At 62.8% G+C, this 22,060-nt stretch carries 19 protein-coding genes; 10 read left to right on the forward strand and 9 right to left on the reverse strand.

Annotated features, from left to right (window positions below):
* Positions 1–173: 173 nt before the first annotated feature.
* Positions 174–1,274: a diguanylate cyclase domain-containing protein gene (locus ACF8MC_RS09935; RefSeq protein WP_164105230.1), complete on the forward strand. Its 1,101-nt coding sequence runs from the start codon at positions 174–176 to the stop codon at positions 1,272–1,274.
* Positions 1,275–1,319: 45 nt separating this feature from the next.
* Here the strand turns inward: ACF8MC_RS09935 and ACF8MC_RS09940 are convergent, their stop codons facing one another.
* From ACF8MC_RS09940 to ACF8MC_RS09950, 3 genes are all read right to left on the reverse strand, one after another.
* A complete protein-coding gene (locus ACF8MC_RS09940) occupies positions 1,320–2,798 on the reverse strand; it encodes an amino acid permease (RefSeq protein WP_164105229.1) in 1,479 nt (492 codons plus the stop codon).
* A gap of 218 nt (positions 2,799–3,016) precedes the next feature.
* Positions 3,017–3,883, reverse strand: a complete 867-nt coding sequence (yieE, locus tag ACF8MC_RS09945; RefSeq protein WP_016926991.1) for a DNA-binding transcriptional regulator YeiE — start codon at positions 3,881–3,883, stop codon at positions 3,017–3,019.
* Positions 3,884–3,989: 106 nt separating this feature from the next.
* Positions 3,990–4,187, reverse strand: a complete 198-nt coding sequence (locus ACF8MC_RS09950) for a hypothetical protein (RefSeq protein WP_033647996.1) — start codon at positions 4,185–4,187, stop codon at positions 3,990–3,992.
* Positions 4,188–4,380: 193 nt separating this feature from the next.
* Here ACF8MC_RS09950 and ACF8MC_RS09955 point away from each other — a divergent pair, with 193 nt between their 5' ends.
* Positions 4,381–5,454, forward strand: coding sequence for a YeiH family putative sulfate export transporter (locus ACF8MC_RS09955; protein WP_164105228.1), 1,074 nt, complete (start codon positions 4,381–4,383; stop codon positions 5,452–5,454).
* Between the two features lie 99 nt (positions 5,455–5,553).
* Positions 5,554–6,393, forward strand: a complete 840-nt coding sequence (gene nfo / locus ACF8MC_RS09960) for a deoxyribonuclease IV (RefSeq protein WP_033635262.1) — start codon at positions 5,554–5,556, stop codon at positions 6,391–6,393.
* Between the two features lie 60 nt (positions 6,394–6,453).
* On the opposite strand, the gene fruA is transcribed toward nfo, so the two are convergent.
* Genes fruA through fruB form a run of 3 tightly spaced genes read right to left on the reverse strand, consistent with a single transcriptional unit; the run spans position 6,454 to position 10,219 of the window.
* Positions 6,454–8,136, reverse strand: a complete 1,683-nt coding sequence (gene fruA / locus ACF8MC_RS09965) for a PTS fructose transporter subunit IIBC (RefSeq protein ID WP_049195140.1) — start codon at positions 8,134–8,136, stop codon at positions 6,454–6,456.
* An 11-nt stretch (positions 8,137–8,147) separates the two neighbouring features.
* Positions 8,148–9,089 (reverse strand): 1-phosphofructokinase, encoded by a 942-nt coding sequence (gene fruK / locus ACF8MC_RS09970; protein ID WP_004935702.1) that lies wholly within the window; start codon positions 9,087–9,089, stop codon positions 8,148–8,150.
* On the reverse strand, positions 9,086–10,219 hold the full coding sequence (gene fruB / locus ACF8MC_RS09975; protein WP_033635264.1) for a fused PTS fructose transporter subunit IIA/HPr protein: 1,134 nt from the start codon (positions 10,217–10,219) through the stop codon (positions 9,086–9,088). Before fruB ends, fruK begins: the two co-directional genes overlap by 4 nt.
* 247 nt (positions 10,220–10,466) lie before the next feature.
* Here fruB and ACF8MC_RS09980 point away from each other — a divergent pair, with 247 nt between their 5' ends.
* The 4 genes from ACF8MC_RS09980 to ACF8MC_RS09995 all read left to right on the forward strand — a co-directional run bounded on the left by ACF8MC_RS09980 (position 10,467) and on the right by ACF8MC_RS09995 (position 16,109).
* Entirely contained in the window at positions 10,467–10,889 is a 423-nt protein-coding gene (locus tag ACF8MC_RS09980) for an NUDIX hydrolase (protein WP_033635266.1), read from the forward strand.
* Between the two features lie 232 nt (positions 10,890–11,121).
* On the forward strand, positions 11,122–12,282 hold the full coding sequence (locus ACF8MC_RS09985; RefSeq protein ID WP_033648001.1) for a NapC/NirT family cytochrome c: 1,161 nt from the start codon (positions 11,122–11,124) through the stop codon (positions 12,280–12,282).
* A gap of 12 nt (positions 12,283–12,294) precedes the next feature.
* Complete coding sequence (gene torA / locus ACF8MC_RS09990) at positions 12,295–14,769, forward strand: trimethylamine-N-oxide reductase TorA (RefSeq protein ID WP_033648002.1); 2,475 nt, start codon at positions 12,295–12,297, stop codon at positions 14,767–14,769.
* Between the two features lie 164 nt (positions 14,770–14,933).
* Entirely contained in the window at positions 14,934–16,109 is a 1,176-nt protein-coding gene (locus ACF8MC_RS09995) for a sugar efflux transporter (RefSeq protein WP_033653799.1), read from the forward strand.
* Here ACF8MC_RS09995 and ACF8MC_RS10000 read toward each other — a convergent pair.
* On the reverse strand, positions 16,106–16,360 hold the full coding sequence (locus ACF8MC_RS10000; protein ID WP_015378527.1) for a YkgJ family cysteine cluster protein: 255 nt from the start codon (positions 16,358–16,360) through the stop codon (positions 16,106–16,108). The two genes, ACF8MC_RS09995 and ACF8MC_RS10000, sit on opposite strands and share 4 nt — an antisense overlap.
* 263 nt (positions 16,361–16,623) lie before the next feature.
* Between ACF8MC_RS10000 and mtr the strand changes: the two genes are divergently transcribed.
* Positions 16,624–17,868 carry a tryptophan permease gene (gene mtr / locus ACF8MC_RS10005; RefSeq protein ID WP_033648004.1) on the forward strand — a complete coding sequence of 415 codons (1,245 nt, stop codon included), beginning with the start codon at positions 16,624–16,626 and terminating at the stop codon, positions 17,866–17,868.
* A 126-nt stretch (positions 17,869–17,994) separates the two neighbouring features.
* Complete coding sequence (gene yeiP / locus ACF8MC_RS10010) at positions 17,995–18,567, forward strand: elongation factor P-like protein YeiP (RefSeq protein ID WP_004935725.1); 573 nt, start codon at positions 17,995–17,997, stop codon at positions 18,565–18,567.
* 43 nt (positions 18,568–18,610) lie between these two features.
* On the opposite strand, the gene uxuA is transcribed toward yeiP, so the two are convergent.
* Positions 18,611–19,801, reverse strand: a complete 1,191-nt coding sequence (gene uxuA / locus ACF8MC_RS10015) for a mannonate dehydratase (protein WP_033635272.1) — start codon at positions 19,799–19,801, stop codon at positions 18,611–18,613.
* A 293-nt stretch (positions 19,802–20,094) separates the two neighbouring features.
* On the opposite strand from uxuA, the gene ACF8MC_RS10020 reads away from it, so the two are divergent.
* Complete coding sequence (locus ACF8MC_RS10020; RefSeq protein ID WP_164105227.1) at positions 20,095–21,567, forward strand: mannitol dehydrogenase family protein; 1,473 nt, start codon at positions 20,095–20,097, stop codon at positions 21,565–21,567.
* Positions 21,568–21,629: 62 nt separating this feature from the next.
* Here ACF8MC_RS10020 and ACF8MC_RS10025 read toward each other — a convergent pair whose 3' ends face one another.
* Entirely contained in the window at positions 21,630–21,938 is a 309-nt protein-coding gene (locus tag ACF8MC_RS10025; RefSeq protein ID WP_033635274.1) for a type 1 fimbrial protein, read from the reverse strand.
* Between the last annotated feature and the right edge of the window lie 122 nt (positions 21,939–22,060).

A 22,060-nucleotide genomic window follows, 5' to 3' on the forward strand; every position in this document is an offset into this window, starting at 1 on the left:
ATCCATCGCGTTTACCCCCGCTGCGGCCAGCAGGTTCATTATTCTGAAAGTTATTCCTGATCCGACCAGACTCTGACAAATAACGAAAAAACCACATAGAATCCAAAATCACAGCACCGAGCGTGCAAAAAACTTCAGGCCGCCGCAAGAGCGGCCTTATTGACGAGGCTGTAATGAGAAGTCCATCTCCGGCGGTAACGCCCAAACGCCCGGCGCTGCTGAACTGGCTGTTGCACAGCCCGCTGCACGCCGATGACGAGCCGTTTAAACGCCAGCTGCGGCTCACGCTGACGCCCTCTCCTCTCACTCCCTGGCTGAATGCCGTGGGGCCGGCGGCGCTGTTGGTGGGGTACGCCTGGCTGAACCAGCGGCTGGTCGGTATCGTTCTGCTGCTGCTGTTGCTGCTGCTGACCGCCGGGCGCGCCTGGCTGGCGCAGAGGCGCCAACCCGCCTGGCCGGACGCCATGCTGGTGACGGTGTTGCTGTGGATGCTGCTGGTCGGCGCCAGCGCCGCGCTGGCGATGCTGTCGGGCCGCTTTGTGCTGATCCTGTTCGCCGGTCTGACGATCACCGCTCTGGCCTGCTGGCTGATGCAGCGCCATGCCGCCGCGCCGCGTTTCGCGCTGCTTGAGGTGATCGCGCTGACGCTGCCCTACCTGCTGGCGGCGCCGCTGTCGCGCGTGCAAAACCTGTTCGTCCTGGCGGATCTCACGCCGCTGTGGCTGGTGCTGGCCCATGGCATGATCGCGCGCTACCACCGCCAGCGGGTACAGCACGTCACGCTGGCGTGGGAGAAGCAGCAGGCGTCCCACCGCGATCGCCTGACCGGCTTCCTCAACCGCGCGGGCGGCGAGGCGGTGATGCGCAACATCTGCCGCCCCGCAACGACACAGCCAATCTCTCACCTGTTCATTCTTGAATTCGGCCCGCTGGCGGCGCTTTACCAAAGCCACGGCGTGCAGATCGGCGACGACGTGCTGCGCACCGTCGGCGAGCGCCTCAAGACGCTGATCCGCCCCAGCGACTACGTCTGCCGCTACACCGGCGGCCTGTTTTTGATACTGGTGCACGATCTGCCCTACGGCGCGGAAAGCGAGTTCCTGGCGCGCATTGTGCCGCCGCTGGAAGCGCCCTACGATTTTGGCGCGTTCGGCGAGGTGAACATGCAGCTCAACGCCGGCATTTTGGCGCTGACGCAGGATTATGCGACGGTGGAAGATTTGATGAGTTCGGCGCAGCAGGCGCTGGCGGAAGCCAAAGGCGGGAAAAAGTAAAACCACACGCGGCGGGAGCTCCCGCCGCGTGTCACTCACCGAAGATTACTTCACGTCCATCGTCGGGAATTCCATTTCGCTGTACTTCACGACGCGGGTGCCGCGCGACAGCTTGTAACCGAACCAAATCAGCAGGAACAGCGGAATGCCGATGTAGGTGGCGGTCACGCCGTACCAGTCGATCTTGTCTTGCAGGAAGGCCTGGTAGTTCTGGCCCAGGGTAATGATCAGGCACAGCACGAAGGCGAAGATCGGCCCCAGCGGGAAGAACCCGGAACGGTATGGCAAGTCGTTCAGATCGCGCCCCTGCAGCATGTAACCGCGACGGAAACGGTAGTGGCTGATGGCGATGCCCAACCAGGCGATGAAACCGGTCATGCCCGAGGTATTCAGCAGCCACAGGTAAACCGACTGGTTGCCGAACATCGAGGTCAGGAAGCACAGCCCGGCCACCACGCAGGTCGCATACAGCGCGTTGCGCGGCACGCCGCCTTTCGACAGCTTGGCGAAGATGCGCGGCGCCTTGCCTTCCGACGCCAGGGTGTACAGCATGCGGGTAGAGGCGTACATGCCCGAGTTACCGGCGGACAGCACCGCCGTCAGGATCACCGCGTTCATCACCGCCGCCGCCGACAGCAGGCCGGCATGCTGGAACACCAGGGTGAACGGGCTGACGCTGATGTCTTTCACGTCATTGCGCAGCAGGCTCGGATCGGTGTACGGAATGATCAGGCTGATGATCAGAATGGCGAAGATATAGAACAGCAGAATACGCCAGAACACCTGACGCACCGCGCGCGGGATGTTTTTACCCGGGTTCTCCGATTCGCCGGCCGCGATGCCGATGAGCTCGGTGCCCTGGAACGAGAAGCCGACGATCATCGCCACGCCAATCATCGCCGAGAAGCCGCCGGCGAACGGCGCGTCCCCTATCGTCCAGTTCTGCCAGCCGGCGTGCTCGCCGCCTTTCAGAATGCCGACGATCATCAGCACGCCGACGGCGATGAAGATAATCACGGTGCTGACCTTGATCAGCGCGAACCAGTATTCCGCCTCGCCGAACCCTTTCACCGAAATGTAGTTCAGCAGGAACATCAGGCCGAGGAACAGCGCGCTCCAGATCCAGCCGGGGGTGTCCGGGAACCAGTAGCTCATCACCAATTGCGAAGCCACCAGGTCAACGGCGATGGTCACCGCCCAGTTGTACCAGTAGTTCCAGCCCAGCGCGAAGCCGAAGCCTTCTTCCACGTATTTGGCGCCGTAGGTGGAGAATGAACCGGAAACCGGCATAAAGGCCGCCAGTTCGCCCAGGCTGGTCATCAGGAAGTACACCATCAAACCGATCAGAGCGTAAGACAACAGCGCCCCGCCGGGGCCTGCCTGAGAAACCGTGGCGCCCGAGGCGACAAACAGGCCGGTGCCGATGGAGCCGCCGATGGCGATCATGGTCAAATGCCGGGCTTTCAGCTCGCGGCGCAATCCGGGTGCTTGCTGCCCCGATGTTTTTATATCCTGCTGAGCCATTCGTACCCTATCTGCTCTTTGAAAAAATGAGGGCGGATTGTAACAAATACCCGCCGGTGAACTAGCAACATTGCACTGATATAAGATAGCTTCATAATTCAGAGGCAATTATTAGCCGCGACCCTTATGGCCTTACTTACTCTCATTAATGTGAGCGCGCGCAGGTTTTTATGCTTTCTTCGGCCTGCGCGGCAGCAGAGGGCGTGACGCGCTGTCGATTACAGCGCGCAATAGCTGAGAAAACGCTGCAAGGCGTTGGAAATGTGCTTTTGCCGATGGCGGATTAGGTACAGGGTGCGCCGCAGCGGCGGCAGCGGCACCGGCAGTTCCACCAGCGCGCCGCTGGCCAACTGTTCCGCCACCACCCGCCGCGACAGGCAGCTGATGCCGATGCCGTGCCGCACCGCGTGCTTGATCGCCTCCGAGTTGCCGAGCTCCATCACCAGCTGGAAATGCGGCAGGTGCGCCAACAGCAGATGATCCAGCACCTCACGGGTGCCCGAACCGCGCTCGCGCAGGATCCAAGGGGCATTGGCCAGCGCCTCCAGCGTTGGCGGCTGACGGGTCAGCGGGTTGTCCGGCGCGGCGAACACCACCAGCTCGTCCTCCAGCCACGGCTGCGTCACCAGCTCCGGCATATGGCAAGGCCCTTCGATCAACCCCAGATCGACGCGGAAATCCGCCACCGCCACGATCACGTCCTGGCTGTTGCCGACGTTCAGCTCCAGCGGCGTGGCCGGAAAGTCCCGGCGGTAACGGGCGATCATCTCCGGCAGCATGTAGTTGCCGATGGTGCTGCTGGCGGCGATGCGCAACGCCCCGCCGTCATGGCGAAACAGTTGCTCGATCTCCCCCGCCTGCTCCAGCAGCGCCAGCGCCTTGGGATACAGCAACCGGCCGTGCTCGTTGATCACCAGCCGTTTGCCGACGCGATCGAACAGCTGCACGCCCAGCTGCCCCTCCAGATCCGCCAGCGCCGCGCTGACCGCCGACTGCGACAGCGCCAGCACCACCGAGGCCTGAGTGGTCGAACCGCTTTTCAGCACTTCGGTGAAGACTTCCAGTTGACGCAACGTGATATGCATAGCCGTCCCGGTAATGAAAAAGGGTTCTGCCAGAGAACCGCAAAATGATGTCAACATGCTGTGGGGAGCCCGGCGAGGCCACCCCGTTTACGGCCAATTCGGCGCGCTACTTGCCCAAGGCGACCAGCTGCGCCGCCGCAGCCAGCGCCGCCTCGCGCGGCGTGCCGGCTTCGTCCCGCTGTATCAATTGCAGCATCGCCACGAGATGGTCGCGGTCGATCGCCTTGTTTTCTTCAATCAACCGCCGCACCGCGCGGCCCACTTCCCGGTCTATCTGCTCTCTGCGTTGATCGTCGGTATCCATCGCCTGCTCCTGTTCAGTTGGAAAGTTGACGGCGGTTCGCCGCTCCTCCTCACCCTAGCCGCAATGCGGCTGTATGCCAATGCCTGACGCCATACCACTTATTCAGATAGGTTATAAATATATAATCAATTTCTCTTTTATTCAGCCCAAACGTACTCTTGGCAGCAAGAAACAGACTGAAGGACTGACTTTTATGGCGACTGATACCACTCATACTTACCCCGAGCGACGCTTTCCGCTGTTCGGCCTGCCGCGGCTGGTGCCGGGGCTGGCGCTGACCGGTGCGCTCACCGGGCTGGCCGTCTGGGCCGGCGACATTCCCTGGGTGGCGGAGCTGGGCCTGGGGGCGCTGACGCTGGCGATCCTGTTCGGCATTCTGGTGGGCAACACGCTGTATCCCCGCTGGCAAACCGTTTGTCACGGCGGCGTACAGCTGGCCAAACAACGCCTGCTGCGTCTGGGCATTATCCTGTACGGCTTCCGCCTGACCTTTCAGCAGATCGCCGACGTAGGCGCCAGCGGCATCATCATCGATGCGTTGACCCTGACCACCACCTTCCTGCTGGCCTGCTGGCTCGGCAAGAAAGTGTTCGGCATCGACAGCCAGACCGCGATGCTGATCGGCGCCGGCAGCAGCATTTGCGGTGCGGCGGCGGTGATGGCCACCGAGCCGGTGCTGAAGGCCGACTCCAGCAAAGTGGCGGTGGCGGTCTCGACCGTGGTGGTGTTCGGCACCCTGGCGATCTTCGCCTACCCGTGGCTGTATCAGCTGAACGAACACTTCCAGTGGCTGCCGTTCAGCCAGGAAACCTTCGGCATCTATGCCGGCTCCACCATCCACGAAGTGGCTCAGGTGGTTGCGGCCGGGCACGCCATCGGGCCTGACGCCGAAAATGCGGCGGTGATCGCCAAGATGATCCGCGTGATGATGCTGGCGCCGTTCCTGCTGCTGCTGTCGGGCTACATCAGCCGCGGCGGCGCAGGCAAGGCGGAAAAATCCGCGATTACCATTCCGTGGTTCGCCGTGCTGTTTATCGCCGTCGCCGGGCTGAACTCCTTCAACCTGCTGCCGGCCATGCTGGTGCAGCACCTGATCACCGCCGACACCTGGATGCTGGCGATGGCGATGGCGGCGCTGGGATTGACCACCCACATCAGCGCCGTGCGCCAGGCCGGGATGAAACCGATTCTGTTGGCCACGCTGCTGTTCGTCTGGCTGCTGGTCGGCGGCGGCGCGATAAACCAACTGGTGCAACACTGGCTCTAATCACTCCCTTCTGCCCCTTCTGCGGCTCGCTTCGGCGGGCCGCATTTATTCCGCCCGCCATCAATGCCATAATGTCACCGATAACACAGGAGAATGAAGATGAAGTTTGTCGGTGCACATGTCAGCGCGTCAGGCGGCGTGGATCAGGCGGTTATCCGCGCGCACGAATTGGAGGCGACCGCGTTCGCCCTGTTCACCAAAAATCAGCGTCAATGGAAGGCCGCGCCGCTGGCCGCCGACGTGATCGATAAGTTCAAGAGCGCCTGCGCCCAGTACGGCTTCGGGCCGGGGCAGATCCTGCCGCACGACAGCTACCTGATCAACCTGGGCCACCCGGTGGCCGACGCGTTGGAAAAATCGCGCGAGGCGTTCATCGACGAGCTGCAGCGCTGCGAACAGCTGGGGCTGACGCTGCTGAACTTCCACCCCGGCAGCCACCTGCTGCAAATCGATGAAGACAAGTGCCTGGCGCGCATCGCCGAATCGATCAACATCGCGCTGGATAAAACCGCCGGCGTGACGGCCGTGATCGAAAACACCGCCGGCCAGGGCAGCAACCTGGGCTTCAAATTCGAGCACCTGGCGGCGATCATCGACGGCGTGGAAGACAAAAGCCGCGTCGGCGTTTGCATCGACACCTGTCACGCCTTCGCCGCCGGGTACGATCTGCGCACCGAAGAAGACTGCGAACACACCTTCAAACAGCTCGGCGACATCGTCGGCTTCAACTATCTGCGCGGCATGCACCTGAACGACGCCAAGAGCGAGTTCAACAGCCGCGTCGACCGCCACCATAGCCTGGGGGAAGGCAACATCGGCAAAACGGTGTTCAGCTACATCATGCGCGATCCGCGCTTCGACAATATCCCGCTGATTCTGGAAACGGTAAACCCGGATATCTGGGCGGAAGAGATCGCCTGGCTGAAAGCGCAGCAGTAACGCGGCGCCAAAACGACAAAACCGGAGCCTGGGCTCCGGTTTTTTTATGGCTGGACGCCGTTACGCCACGCTGGCCGCCGGCACTTCAGCACGTTTCAGCAGGGCGTAAGCCACGCCCGCCAGCAGCGTACCGGCGGCGATCGCCACCAGGTACAGCAACACCGGCGAAATCGCGCCCGGGATCAGCAGCACGAACAGCCCGCCGTGCGGTGCCATCAGCTTGGCGCCGAACGCCATCGACAGCGCGCCGGTCAGCGCCCCGCCGGCAATGCAGCACGGCAGCACGCGCATCGGGTCGCGGGCGGCGAACGGAATCGCCCCTTCGGTGATGAAGCACAGCCCCAGCACCAGCGCTGCCTTGCCGCCTTCCTGTTCGGATTTCGGGAACTTGCGGCGCGCCAGCAGCGTCGCCAGCCCCATCGCCAGCGGCGGCACCATGCCCGCCGCCATGATCGCCGCCATCGGCGCATACACCGAGGAGCTGAGCAGCGCCACGCCGAAGGCGTAGGCCGCTTTGTTCACCGGGCCGCCCATGTCGGTACACATCATGCCGCCGAGGATCGCCCCCAGCAGCACGGCGTTGGCGGTGCCCAACGATTGCAGCCAATGAGTCAGGCCTTCCATGATTTTCGCCACCGGCGTGCCGACCACGTAAATCATGATAAGACCGGTGATCAGACTGGCCACCAGCGGAATGATCAAGATGGGCTTCAGCGCTTCCATACTCTGCGGCAGGCGCAGCTTGCTGCTGATCGCCTTGGCGACGTAACCCGCCAGGAAACCGGCGATGATGCCGCCGAGGAACCCGGCGCCGGTGCTCACCGCCAGCATGCCGCCGATCAGGCCCGGCGTCAGGCCAGGGCGATCCGCGATGGAGAAGGCGATGAAACCGGCCAATACCGGCACCATCAGCGCAAAGGCGGAGCCGCCGCCGATCTGCATCAGCGCCGCCGCCAACGTGTCTTTGACTTCAAACGCCTTAATGCCGAACACGAACGACAGCGCGATGCACAGGCCACCGGCCACCACCATCGGCAGCATGTAGGACACGCCGGTCAGCAGGTGACGATACGGGCCGTTGCCCTCTTTCTTTTTACCCGCCGGCGCCGCGCTACCGCGCTGCTGCGGCTGGAACACCTCAGCCTCGGCCAGCGCCTTGTCCAGTTCCTGGGCAGTTTTCTTCAGCGCCAGGCCGGTGGAAGTGCGGTACATCGGCTTACCGGCGAATTTATCCAGGTCCACCTCAATATCCGCCGCGACGATCACCAGATCCGCCGCCGCCACCTCTTCCGGGGTGATGGCGTTGCCGGCGCCGACGGAGCCGCGCGTTTCCACCTTCACCCACCAGCCGCGTTTATTCGCTTCGCTTTCAATGGCTTCGGCCGCCATAAAGGTATGCGCTACGCCGGTTGGGCAGGCGGTAATCGCCACGATGCGTTTTTGCCCGGCGGCTTTCACCGGCGCCGCCTGCGGCGCCTGATAGGTTTCAGCTTCGGCCTTGGCGCGCGCCAGAAAAGCGTCCGGTTCACGCACCGCCTGTTCTACATCGCCCACATACACCAATTTGCCGTTCAGCCCGGCGTCAGCCGGGGCCGACTGCCCCGCCACCGCCACCAGTTCGGCGTCCTGCAGCGACTCGACCAGCGTCAGGCCGGTTTTGGCCGCGGCGGCCTCCAGCATGCGTTTCGCCAGGTGGCCACGGGCCTGCCCCAGCGAACTGTCTACCATCAGCAGCGTTTTCATTCTGCCTCCTGCTATTGATTGAAAGGTTTCAGATCGACGCGCGCCATCATCGCGGCCAACTGGGGACGATCGGTCACGCCGACGTTGCTCTGGCTGACCGCCAGCGCCGCTACCGCCGTGGCCAGACGCAAGGTGTGTTCGCTGGATTCGCGCATCAGCAGGCCGTAAATCAGGCCGCCGACCATCGAATCACCGGCGCCCACGGTGCTGACCACCTCACAGGACGGCGGTTTGGCGATCCAGGCACCGGAGGCGTTAACCCACAGCGCGCCTTCCGCGCCGAGGGAGATCACCACGTGGGCGATGCCCTGCTCGCGCAGCGCATGCGCGGCCTCGACCACGTCCGCCAGCGCCGGCAGCGGGCGGCCGGCCCAGATCTCCAGCTCGCGGCGGTTCGGCTTCACCAGCCACGGCGAGGCCTTCAACCCGGCGACCAGCGCTTCTCGGCTGCTGTCGAAAATGATGCACGGACACTTGGCGCGCAGCTGGGTCATCCAGTCGGTAAAGGCATCGGGATCGACGCCGGCCGGCAGGCTGCCGCTCACCGCCACCATGTCGAACTGGCCCAGCCAGCTCAGCGAGTCGCTGACGAAGCGATCCCAGTCCTGCGGCGTCACTTCAAAACCGGAGAAATTGAAATCGGTGACTTCGCCGTCTTTTTCCGTCAGCTTGACGTTGATGCGGGTGCGGCCCGGCACCACCTGGAAGCGGTTGGCGATCCCCAGATCGCTGAACAGCAGCTGGAAACCGTCCTGATTGTCTTTGCCCAGGAAGCCGCCGACGGTGACGTCGATGCCCAAATCCTTCAACACCTTGGCGACGTTGATGCCCTTACCGGCGGCGTGCAGGCCGGCGGTTTTTACCCGGTTGACTTCCCCGCGTTCGATCTGCGGGCAAAACCCCACCAGATCGTACGCCGGGTTCAGGGTGATCGTTGCTACTCTTCTGCTCATGCTGCGCCCTCGCCCAGTCCTTCATTAATCGCTTCGCCGATCGCCTTCAGCGCGGCTTCAGCATCTTCTCCATTGGCGGTAAAGCGCAGGTGATGCCCTTTTTTCACGCCCAGCGCCACCACCTTCATCAGGCTGCGCCCGTTGGCCGGCTTGCCGCTGCCGTCCAGGTTGGTAACGGTGATGTCACTGTTGAAACTTTTGATCACGTTGACCAGCGCCGTGCCCGGCCGTGCGTGCAGGCCGTGCTCGTTGCGGATCACGAACTCGGCGCTCAGTACGCTGCTCTCCTCGGCCACTTCGCTGGTCAGCAGCGCCAGCACCCCGGCGGCATCCGCCTTCAGCAGGCGTTCAGCTTTGTTGGCCAGCAGCAGGTCGCTGAGGTAGTTGAGCACCGCCAGCGGCTGCGCGTCGGCGACCGACACCGTCAGCAGCAGCGCCACCGGCTCGCCGTCTTCCACGAAAGCCTGCGCCGGGCGGCTGACGGTGGCCGCGCTGGCCAGGTTGCCTTCAACGCTGTCGCTCAGCCAGATGCCCTGCCCCAGGTTCAGCGGCTTGCGGGTAATGGCATCGCTGACGAACTGCGCGTTGACCGCGCCGGCCTTTTGCAGCCGGCCGGCGTTCAGCGCCTGCAGCGTCATCAGGCTGTCGGCCGCGACGTCGAGCGCAATCAGCGAAACGTCGAACTGGAATTCGGCGCTCTGCTGCTCGCCCATCAGCAGGCCGCGCAGCTCTTCCGCGGAGGTGGTTTTCGCCAGCCGCTCCGCCACGCCGTCATCGCTCAGCACGTGAGTAAGCTGGCGCAGCAGCGCCAAATGCTCGTCGGAGCGGGCGGCGATGCCGATCGCCACATAGGCGGTCTGGCCTTCGCCCCAGGCGATGCCCTGCGGGAACTGGAACACCTGCACGCCGGTTTTCAGCACCAGATCGCGGGTATCGGTGGTGCCGTGCGGAATGGCGATGCCGTTGCCCAGATAGGTGGACGTCTGCAGTTCGCGCTGCAGCATGCCGTCCACGTAACCGGCGCTGACGCAGCCGGCTTCGGTCAGGGCGGCGGCCACCTGGCGGATGGCCTCCTGCTTATCGGCGGCAGCGGCGCCCAGATGAATGTCTTGCGGTGACAACTGGAACATGATTCTCCTCTCCTGCTGAATTGAATCGTTTCAGCTTCATTGAGAAAAAGGAGCGTTACCCGCTCGCCACAAGCGGACGGATAACGCTGAAACGTTTCAAGGAGTGTGTGAGCAGCGCAAGGCGAAAGCAAGCTTTCTCCCTTTTGCCATTGCAGATTTTTGAGCTTACGCACACTTTCGCCGGCGCATTGGTCAGCGCCGGGGCAAAATGACATACTGTGCTGAAACTTTGCTGACGGAGAAAAGCATGAACGTAGTGACCGGCGTCGGGGTGATCATCGTCAACCCGCAGGGCGAGATTTTGTTGGGCAAGCGCTGCGGTTCCCACGCGCCCTTTTGGTCGATCCCCGGTGGGCATCTGGAGGCCGGTGAAACCTTCGAGCAGTGCGCCCGGCGCGAAATCGCCGAAGAGACCGGGCTGCTCATCGATCCGCCGCGCTTCGTGGGCGTCAGCAACAATCTGCAAACCTGGCGCGCCGAAGGCAAACACACGGTGTCTGTCTGCCTGCAGGTGGATCACCCCGGCGGCAGCGCCGAGTTGAAAGAACCCGAAAAGTGCGCCGAGTGGCGCTGGTGCGCGCCCGACGCCCTGCCGGAACCGCATTTCGAAGCCAGCCGCACCGCCATCCGGCTATGGCTGAGCGGCCAGCCCTATTTGCCCACGGCCTGAGCCATCGCGAACGCGTCCTGCGTTCGCTTCCCCTGCCGCTCGACCCCTTCGCTATATACACCAGAATATAACGCTATTTTTTGCGATATATGCCCTTTTTTTGACTACGGATAACCCTATGGGGTTAACCCTCTTCTATATTACCCCTGCAATCGACGTGGCATTCTGACCTCCGGTCGGCGGCCTTTTGGCAAGATTTTATTTTAAATTCATAATTATAAGCGGGTTTACCATGAGCAAAAAACTGACTGGCTTTGAAAAAAAGCGCCGGTGGGGATGGCTATGGCTTTTGCTGCTGGGGATTATCCTCGGCGCGGCGCTGTTGGCCGGGACCGCCACCGTATTCCATAAAACCAGCGATACCGCCTTCTGCGTTTCCTGCCACACCATGCAACAGCCGCTGGCCGAATATCAGGGCAGCGTTCACTTCCAGAACACCAAGGGCATCCGCGCCGAGTGCGCCGACTGCCACGTGCCGCACCAGCCGATCGATTACCTGTGGACCAAAATCCGCGCGGTGAAAGACATTTACGGCGAAATGGTCGGCACCATCGATACGCCGGAAAAATACGAAGCGCACAAGCTGGCGATGGCGCAGTCGGTCTGGAAAACGCTGAAAGAGAACGACTCGGCCACCTGCCGCTCCTGCCACAGCTACGACGCCATGGACATCACCGCCCAGCGCCCTGAGGCGCGCCTGCAGCACCCGGTGGCGATCAAACAGGGCGAGACCTGCATCGATTGCCATAAGGGCGTGGCCCACATCCTGCCGGACATGAGCGGCGAAACCCAGGCCGGCGCCGCCGAGCTGGCGAAGGCCGCGGCGCTGACCGCACCGGACGCCACCACCCTCTACACCATCGCCACCGAACCGTTCTTCCTCAGCGCAGACGACAGCCATAACGCCGGCAACCTGATGCCTTCCACCGAAGTGCAGGTGGTGAAACAGGATGGCGACAAGGTGCTGGCCACCGTGAGCGGCTGGCAGCAGGACGGCGTCAGCGAAGTGTTCTACGCCGCGCAGGGCAAACGCATCCTCAGCGTGCTGCTGGGTGAAGACGCGCGGCAACAGCTGAAGACCGCCTCCACCCAGACCGATGCGGAAACCGGCCTGGTCTGGCATCAGGTTTCTCTGCAGGTGTGGCTGCCGCGTAAACAGTTGATTGACGATCAGCAAAAAATCTGGCGCTACGCCGCGGACATGATGTCGGCCAACTGCACCGGCTGCCACGGGCTGACCGCGCTCGATCGCTTCAACGCCAACCAATGGATTGGCGTCATCAAAGGCATGGCGCCGCGCACCTCGCTGACGCAGGAACAGCTGCGCGTGCTGACGCAATACGTACAAAAACACGCCAGCGACATGCCACCTGCCGCACCGGCCAAGCTTTAAGGGAGAAGCGCAATGAGCAACCAACAACCGTTAACCATGAGCCGCCGCCGCTTCCTGACCGGAGCCGCCGCTCTGGCCGCCGCCCCTCTGCTGGCGGGCTTATGGCCCAAAGCGGCGCTGGCGCAGGCCATCAGCGAAGCGCTGCCGCAGTTCATCGCCTTGCGTCAGGCGCAGAAAGGCATTCTGACCGGCGCCCACTGGGGCGCGTTCGAGGCCATCGTGCAAGACGGCAAGATGGTGGGCGTGCAGCCGGTGCAGGACGATCCGTACCCCAATGAGCTGATCGCCATGGCGCCTTATCAGGTGCACGCCGAGAACCGCATCAAATACCCGATGGTGCGTAAAAGCTGGCTGGAGGGCGGCCCCGGCAGCCGCACCGAGCTGCGCGGCCGCGACGAGTGGGTGCGCGTCAGCTGGGACAAAGCGACCGAGCTGGTGTGCAATGAAATCACTCGCCTGCAAAAAGATCACGGGCCGCAGTCGATCTACGCCGGTTCCTACGGCTGGAAAAGCGTCGGCATGCTGCACAACAGCCGCACGCTGCTGCAACGCCTGATGAACCTGACCGGCGGTTTCCTCGGCTACGCCGGCGACTACTCCACCGGCGCGGCGCAGGTGATCATGTCGCACGTGGTCGGTTCGATGGAGGTCTACGAACAGCAGACCGCCTGGCCGAACGTAATTGAGAACAGCGAGCTGGTGATCCTGTGGGGCTGCAACCCGATGGTCACGCTGAAAAACAGCTGGAACGTGCCGGATCACGTCGGCCAGACCGGCTTCGAGGCGCTGAAGAAGAAAGGCACCCGGGTGATCAGCATCGATCCGGTGCACAGCGACAGCGCCAAGTTCGTCAATGCGCAGTGGATCGCCCCGCGCCCTTATACCGACGGCGCCATGCTGATCGGCATCGCCCACACGCTGCTGACCGAGAAGCTGCATAACCCGGACTTCCTGAAAACCTACACCGTCGGCTTCGACAAGTTCCAGGCCTACCTGCTGGGCGAGAGCGACGGCGTGGCGAAAACCGCCGAATGGGCGGCCGACATCAGCGGCGTCGATGCCGACACACTGCGCCAACTGGCGCGCGAGATGGCGAAACACCGCACCATGATCATGGGCGGCTGGGGCATTCAGCGCCAGCACCACGGCGAACAGCAGCACTGGCTGCTGGTGACGGTGGCGGCGATGCTCGGCCAGATCGGCCTGCCGGGCGGCGGCTTCGGCTTCAGCTACCACTATTCCTCCGGCGGCAGCCCGACCGCCAAGGGCGGCATCATCGCCGGCATCTCCGCCGGCAACGCGCCGAAGAACTCGCCGGCGCCGATCCCGGTGGCGCGCATCGCCGAATGCCTGAGCAACCCGGGCAAAACCATCGACTTCAACGGCGCCAAGGTCACCTACCCCGAGGTGAAAATGGTATATGTGGCGGGCGGCAACACCTTCCACCAGCATCAGGACACCAATAACCTGGTCAAAGCCTGGCAGCGGCCAGACACCATCGTGGTCAACGAGCCTTACTGGACCGCCACCGCCAAGCATGCCGACATCGTGCTGCCGGCCACCACCAGCTACGAGCGCAACGATCTGGAAATGGGCGGCGACTATTCGCAGCTCTACGTGTTCCCGATGCATCAATGCGTGCCGCCGCAGCACGAGTCGCGCAGCGACTTCGACATTTTCTCGGCGATGGCGGCCAGGCTGGGCGTGCAGGAGGCCTTTACCGAGGGCAAGGATGAAACCCAGTGGCTGAAAGGCATGTACGACGACATGAAGAACCAGGCGCGCGCCGCCCGGGTGGCGCTGCCGCCGTTCGACATGTTCTGGCAATCCAACAACTACGTGCGCTTCCCGGTGCCGGAGGCCAACAAGCAGTGGGTGCGCTTTGCCGATTATCGCGACAACCCGCTGCTGAACCCGCTGGGCACGCCGTCGGGCAAGATCGAGATCTACTCCGACGCCATCGCCAAAATGCATTACGAGGATTGCCCCGGCATCCCGACCTGGATGCCGCCGCACGAGTGGTATCGCGGGCCGGAAGCGGCCAAGTATCCGCTGTCGCTCAATACCGCGCACCCGACCAACCGGCTGCACTCTCAGCTCGACAACACGCCGCTGCGCGAGAAATACGCGGTAGCGGATCGTGAAGCTATCCTGATCCACCCGCAGGACGCGCAGCCGCGCGGCATCAGCGGCGGCGATCTGGTGCGGGCGTTCAACGATCGCGGCCAGATCCTGGTGGGCGCGGTGGTCAGCGAGGACGTGCGGCCGGGCGTGGTGCGCATCAGCGAAGGCGCCTGGTTCGATCCGGCCGATCCGGCGCAGCCCGGCTCGCTGTGCAAGAACGGCAACGTCAACTGCCTGACCTTCGACATCGGCTCTTCCAGCCTGGCGCAGGGCAACTGCGGGCAGATGGCGCAGCTGCAGATCGAGAAGTATCGGGGGCCGGTATTGAAAAATACCGCGCACGCGGTGCCGCAAGGCGCCTGATCCCGCGATAACCCGCGATAAACTGGGGTGCGCAACGCGCCCCTTTTTTCTCGTCGCCGCGCGACATATCCGCTTACCCTTCGCCGCAAGGGAGCGGTTTGCGTTTCATTTCAACGGGCGTATGATGCGCGCGACCTCCCTTTTTCGACGAATTATCAACCGCCATGCCGACTTCATCCGCAGTAACGCGACGCGCGCCCGATCTCACTTCGCTGGCCTTTTTGGCGGTGGCGTTTCTGACCGGCATCGCCGGCGCGTTGCAAACCCCGACGCTGAGCCTGTTTCTGGAAACCGAGGTCAAGGTACGGCCGGCGCTGGTCGGGCTGTTCTTTACCGGCAGCGCGGTGATCGGCATTCTGGTCAGCCAGTTTCTCGCCGGCCGTTCGGATAAACAAGGCGACCGCAAATCACTGATCTTCCTCTGCTGCATGCTGGGTGCGCTGGGGTTCACGCTGTTCGCCTGGAGCCGCAACTATTACCTGCTGCTGCTCGTCGGCGTGCTGCTCACCAGCTTCGGCTCCACCGCCAATCCGCAGATGTTTGCGCTGGCGCGCGAGCATGCCGATCGCACCGGACGCGAGGCGGTGATGTTCACCTCCATCATGCGCGCCCAGGTTTCCCTTGCCTGGGTCATTGGCCCGCCGATCGCCTTCGCGCTGGCGCTGGGCTTCGGCTTTAAGGTCATGTATCTGGCGGGCGCGGCGGCCTTTGTGCTGTGCGGCCTGCTGGTGTGGAAGCGGCTGCCTTCGATGCCGAAAACCGCGGCGACGAACGCGCCCCTGGCCGCACCGCGGCAGCATCGCCGCGATTCGCTGCTGCTGTTCGTCGCCTGCACCCTGATGTGGACCGCCAACAGCATGTACCTGATCAACATGCCGCTGTATGTGGTGCACGAGCTGCGGCTGCCGGAGCGGCTGGCCGGGATATTGATGGGTGCCGCCGCCGGGCTGGAGATCCCAATCATGCTGATCGCCGGCATGGTGGCGAAACGCTGCGGCAAGCGTTGTTTGATGCGCGGGGCGGTGGTCGCCGGCGTGCTGTTCTATTGCGGCCTGCTGTTTATCACCGGCAGTTGGCCGCTGATTGCCCTGCAGCTGCTGAATGCGGCGTTTATCGGCGTGCTGGCGGGCATCGGCATGCTCTACTTTCAGGATTTGATGCCCGGTCAGGCCGGCACGGCCACCACGCTATTCACCAACACCATTCGGGTAGGCTGGGTCATCGCCGGCGCCATCGCCGGTGCAGTGGCGGAAATCTGGAATTACCATGCGGTGTTTTACGCCGCGCTGGCGATGGCGGCAGGCGCGACGCTGTGTCTGTGGACGTTGAGGGAAGCTTAAGGCGCGGTGTCCGCTTCCAGCCTGGCGAGATAAATCAGCGCCTGATCGCGGTGATCGTGGCACATGTCGCGGCTCGGCTGCAGGCTGCCGCACACCTTCGGCCGCAGCGGCGAATGAAACAGGCCACAGCGCAGCCGTTCATCCAGATGAATGCAGCGGGTATTGGCGGGCTTGCCGTTCGGCATGCCGGGGATCGGGCTGGATATTGACGGCGCGATACAGCAGGCGCCGCAGTCGCTGCGACAGTCCATCAGCGCTACTCCTGGTGGGCTGGGGAAAAGAAGCGCGACAATAGCAGCCGCGCGCGGCGGCCGCCAGCAGAATCCCTGCGCCCCGGCGATCTTTACACTCATCGCCCTGCGCCGGCCGGCTGCATCCTATGGCGAAAAAACGCCCAACAAACCTTGATTTAAAGACAAAAACGCGTGAAACGTGCAATTACTACGCTTTACATGCGCCATGCGCCCATGTACCATTGAGCTAGTACAAAAGAACCCGTCCCCCAGGAGCACGCATGTCTACGGACACCATCCAGAAGCTGGCCCGCCCTTCCGTCCTCGGCGGCGCGATGATCATTGCCGGAACCGCCGTTGGCGCCGGCATGTTTTCCATTCCGATCGTCACTTCCGGTGTCTGGTTCAGCGGCTCCGTCGCGCTACTGGTGTATACCTGGGCCTGCATGTTACTTTCCGGCCTGATGATCCTCGAAGCCACGCTGCACTACCCGAGCGGCGCCAGCTTCAACACCATGGTCAAGGATCTGCTGGGCAAAGGCTGGAACGCCGTGAACGGCCTGTCGGTGGCGTTCGTGCTGTACATCCTGACCTACGCCTATATCTCCGCCGGCGGCTCGATCATCGCCCACACGCTGGAGGGCATCGTCGGCGTCGGCCAGACCACCGCCGGCCTGGTGTTCGCGCTGGTCGTGGCGTTTATCGTCTGGCTCTCCACCCGCGCGGTCGACCGCCTGAGCACCATTTTAATCGGCGGTATGGTGATCACCTTCGTGATGTCGGTGGGCGACATGTTCACCCACGTGCAGCCCGCGGTGCTGTTCAACACCGGCGATGACCAGGCCAGCTATCTGCCTTACGCCCTGGCGGCGCTGCCTTACCTGCTGACCTCGTTCGGCTACCACGGCAACATTCCCGGGCTGGTGAAGTATTACCACAAGGACAGCGGCTCCGTGGTGCGCAGCTTGGTGTACGGCACCCTGCTGGCATTGGCTATCTACATCCTTTGGCAGTACGTGATTCAGGGCAATATCGCGCGCGACGCCTTTAAGCAAGTGATCGCCGAGGGCGGCAACATCGGCAGCCTGCTCAAGCAAATGGGCAACGTCTCCAGCAGCCAGACCGTCAGCCAACTGCTGAACGCCTTCTCCTATATGGCGCTGGCCAGCTCGTTCCTCGGCGTGTCGCTAGGCCTGTTCGACTACCTGGCAGACTTCTGCAAGTTCAAGGACGACGCCGTCGGACGCAGCAAGACCGCGCTGGTGACCTTTGTGCCGCCGACCTTGGCCGCGCTGCTGTTCCCGAACGGTTTCCTGTACGCCATCGGTTTCGCCGGGCTGGCGGCCACCGTCTGGGCGGTGATCGTGCCGGCGCTGATGGCGCGCGCCAGCCGCCGCCGCCACCCGCAGGCCGGTTACCGTGCACCGGGCGGCAACGGCGTGATCCTGTTCGTTATCCTGTTCGGCCTGATCAACGCCGCCGCGCATATTCTTTCGCTGTTCGGCCTGCTGCCGGTCTTCCGCTAATCCCCGACGGGAGGGCGAGCGCCCTCCCTTTCCCGCACTGTTTTTACGCCGGGCTATTGCCTGAAATCGGCGGCGCGAGTACCTTGTCGCAACTTCACTAATACTCTTCATTGCGGATGAATTGAAATGGCAAGAGCTAACGAAATTAAGCGCGGCATGGCGATCAGCTACAACGGCAAGCTGCTGCTGGTAAAAGATATCGACGTGCAGAGCCCGAGCGCCCGCGGCGCCAGCACCCTGTACAAAATGCGCTTCTCCGACGTGCGCACCGGCTTGAAAGTGGAAGAACGCTTCAAGGGCGACGATATCCTGGACACCATTTCCCTGTCGCGCCGCAAGGTGAACTTCTCGTATATCGACGGCGAAGAATACGTGTTCATGGATGACGAAGACTACACCCCGTACATCTTCAAGAAAGACCAGATCGAAGACGAGCTGCTGTTCATTCCGGAAGGCGGCCTGCCGGGCATGCAGGTGCTGACGCTGGACGGCCAGGTGCTGGCGCTGGAGCTGCCGCAGACCGTGGATATGGAAATCGTCGAGACCGCGCCGGGCATCAAAGGCGCTTCCGCCAGCGCCCGCAACAAACCGGCCACCATGGCGACCGGCCTGGTGATCCACGTGCCGGAATACCTCAGCGCCGGCGACAAAATTCGCATTCATATCGCCGAACGCCGCTACATGAGCCGCGCCGACTAGTCGACGCCAGCGGGGCCGGAACGCGGCCCCGTTTCATTTTCCGCTACGGCAACTCCGGGAAAAAACGCCGCTTGAGCGCCAGCTCGACGCCGCGCAGCTCCGCCAGCCCTTTCAACCGCCCGATGGCCGAATAGCCCGGATTGGTTTTCTTTTTCAAGTCGTCCAGCATCTGATGCCCATGATCGGGGCGCATCGGGATCGGCCGCCGATCGCCCGCCCGCTGCCGACGCAACTCTTCGGTCAGGATCGCTTCGATCACCGCCACCATGTCCACATCGCCCTGCAGGTGCGCCCCTTCGTGGAAGCTTTTCGGGTTCTCCTCGCGGCAGGTGGCGCGCAGGTGGGTAAAGTGAATGCGATCGCCAAAGGTTTCAATCATCCGCACCAGATCGTTGTCGGCGCGCACGCCGTAGGAACCGGTGCATAGGGTGAAGCCGTTATAGATGCTGTCGACGGTCTGCTTCAGCCATTGCATGTCTTCAATCGTGGAGACGATGCGCGGCAGGCCGAGGATCGGCCGCGGCGGATCGTCGGGGTGCACCGCCAGCCGGATGCCGACCTCTTCCGCCACCGGCACGATGGCGCGCAGAAAGACCGCCATGTTCTCGCGCAGCCGCGCCTTGTCGATGCCGTCGTACTCCGCCAACCGGCGGCGGAACTGTTCCAGCGTGTAGCCCTCTTCCGCCCCCGGCAGCCCGGCGATGATGTTGCCGGTCAGCCGGTTTTTTTCCTCCTCGCTCATGGCGGCGAAATAGGCCGCCGCCTGACTGCGCTCTTGCGGCGTATAGTCGGCCTCGGCGCCGGCGCGCTGCAGGATATGCAGCTCGAACGCGGCGAAGGCGATCTGATCGAAGCGCAGCGCTTTGGAACCGTCCGGCAGCGGATAGGCCAGATCGGTGCGCGTCCAGTCGAGGATCGGCATGAAGTTGTAGCAGACGGTGTCGATGCCGCAGGCCGCCAGGTTGCGCAGCGACTGTTGATAATTGGCGATGTACCGCCGCCAGTCGCCGCTGTGGGTTTTGATCTCCTCATGCACCGGCACGCTCTCCACCACCGACCACACCAGCCCCTTTTCCGCCAACAGCGCCTGTCGCGCGCGGATCTCATCGATCGGCCAGACGTCGCCGTTCGCGATATGATGCAGCGCCGTCACCACCCCGGTCGCCCCGGCCTGACGCACGTCGTCCAAAGAGACCGGATCGTTCGGGCCATACCAACGCCATGTTTGTTCCATGTTTTGTCCTTATGCCTGTCTCGCACCGCGATGCTGTTATACCAGTTTAATTTAGATGTCAGTTACCTTTAACTTACTCTTTCGCCCTGCGCTGTCAAAACCGAACCCCTCATTGGTTGATCCACTTCACGATTCTGGCTTATTTTGGACTGACCAATTCCTTTATCTGGCCGACATCCCTACACTGATCGCAGTTTTTTATCGCCGGCGCCACCCTGCCGATGTGGCAGAAAACTGGTCTGCTAACTTGGCGCAACTGGCCCGCCAGCTGTCTTACATGCTTTGGAGATGAGATGAAAACGATCGCCAACACCCCATTGCCGGGCGCCGTCCGGCAGCCGGGCTATGACCGCCGGGATCTGCGCAGCCGCATCGCGCACCTTGGCTTCGGCGCGTTCCACCGCGCGCATCAGGCGCTGCTGACCGATCGGGTGCTGAACGCCCACGGCGGCGACTGGGGCATCTGCGAGATCAGCCTGTCCGGCGGCGTGCCGCTGTTTGAGGCGCTGCGGCAACAGGATCATCTGTACAGCGTGCTGGAGAAAGGCGCGGACGGCCATCAGGCCATCGTGATCGGCGCGGTGCATGAGAGCCTGCACCGCAAGCTGGAAGGCATCGCCGCAGTGCTGGAGAAACTGGCCGAGCCGCAGGTGGCGATCGTCTCGATGACCATCACCGAAAAAGGCTACTGCATCGAGCCCGGCAGCGGGCGATTGGATCGGCAGCATCCGGGGATCGTCGCCGATCTGGCGTGGCCGCATCAGCCGCAGACCGTGCCCGGCATTTTGGTGGAGGCGCTGCGGCTGCGGCGCGAACGCGGCCTGCCCGCCTTCTCCCTGCTCTCCTGCGACAATATTCCGGAGAACGGCCACGTGCTGCGCCGGGCGGTGCTCGATCTGGCGCAGGCGCGGGATCCGTCGCTCGCCGATTGGATCGCCACCGCCGCCACCTTCCCCTGCACCATGGTGGATCGCATCGTGCCGGCCGCCACGCCGGCCACGCTGGATGAGATTGCCGCCGCGCTGGGCGGCGTGCGCGACGACTGCGCCATCGCCTGCGAGCCCTTTATTCAATGGGTGGTGGAAGACAACTTCGCCGCCGGACGCCCGGCGTGGGAGCTGGCCGGCGCCCAGCTGGTCAGCGATGTGCTGCCGTTTGAGCACATGAAACTGCGCATGCTGAACGGCAGCCACTCGTTCCTGGCTTACCTCGGCTACCTGGGCGGCTACCGCTATATCAACGAGTGCATGGCGGATGAACACTACCGTCGCGCCGCCCTGCGGTTGATGCTGGACGAACAGGCGCCCACCCTGAGCGTTACCGGCATCAGTCTGACCGACTACGCCGCACAGCTTATCGCGCGCTTCAGCAACCCGGCGCTGCAACACCTCACCTGGCAGATCGCCATGGACGGTTCGCAGAAGCTGCCGCAGCGCATGCTGGACGCGGTGCGCTGGCATCTGCGGCACGGCGGCGACTATAGCGGGCTGGCGCTGGGCGTGGCGGGCTGGATGCGTTACGTCGGCGGCGTCGATGACGCCGGTCAGCCGATCGACATTCGCGATCCGCTGGCAGACGCGCTGCAACAGACTATTGCCGCTACGCCGGACGATCGGCGGCGCGTAACGGCGCTGCTGGCGCTGAAATCGGTGTTCGGCGAATCGCTGGCAACGCATGCGGCGTTTGCCGACGCGGTGACGCAAGCCTATTTGTCGCTGCGCGATCGCGGTGCGCGTGAAACGGTGAAGGAGTGGGTGCTGCGGTGAAAAGCCTGCAGGGCCGAGAATAACCATGCCGGCGTAACGTTACGCCGGCATGGCGGAACGACTTAACGATAAACGACCGTCATAACAGCGAGTTTCTTCTGTTGGTCTACCCACTTCATTTCGGTTGTGCCTAGATTTAGCGGAAGTTCTTTGCGTGTAGTATCAAAACCTGACAACGCTTGCTGGGCCTGATAACGCTGGCCGTTGCGGTAACATTGCGTATTCGCCTTAGAATCTGCAATATTGACCGTGCAAGGACTTTCAACGATAGAACCGACGAAGCGAATTACCCCGCCGGCCACTCCTGCATGACTCACTGCCGTCCATGAAAACAACATTCCTACGATCAAAAATAACCGAAAGGTATTCATGGCAACCTCATTTTTAGTTAAGCCAATTTAACCATAGAGGATCTTGTTAGGAATAATCGCAAGGAAAGGGACGAGATTTGATCGTTAATCGCGTCATTAACAATGTAAAAACAAGCTACTAA

The sequence above is a fragment of the Serratia sp. LACPHL-BACT-2024-00286 genome, from assembly GCF_043109535.1.
Taxonomy (GTDB): domain Bacteria; phylum Pseudomonadota; class Gammaproteobacteria; order Enterobacterales; family Enterobacteriaceae; genus Serratia; species Serratia sarumanii.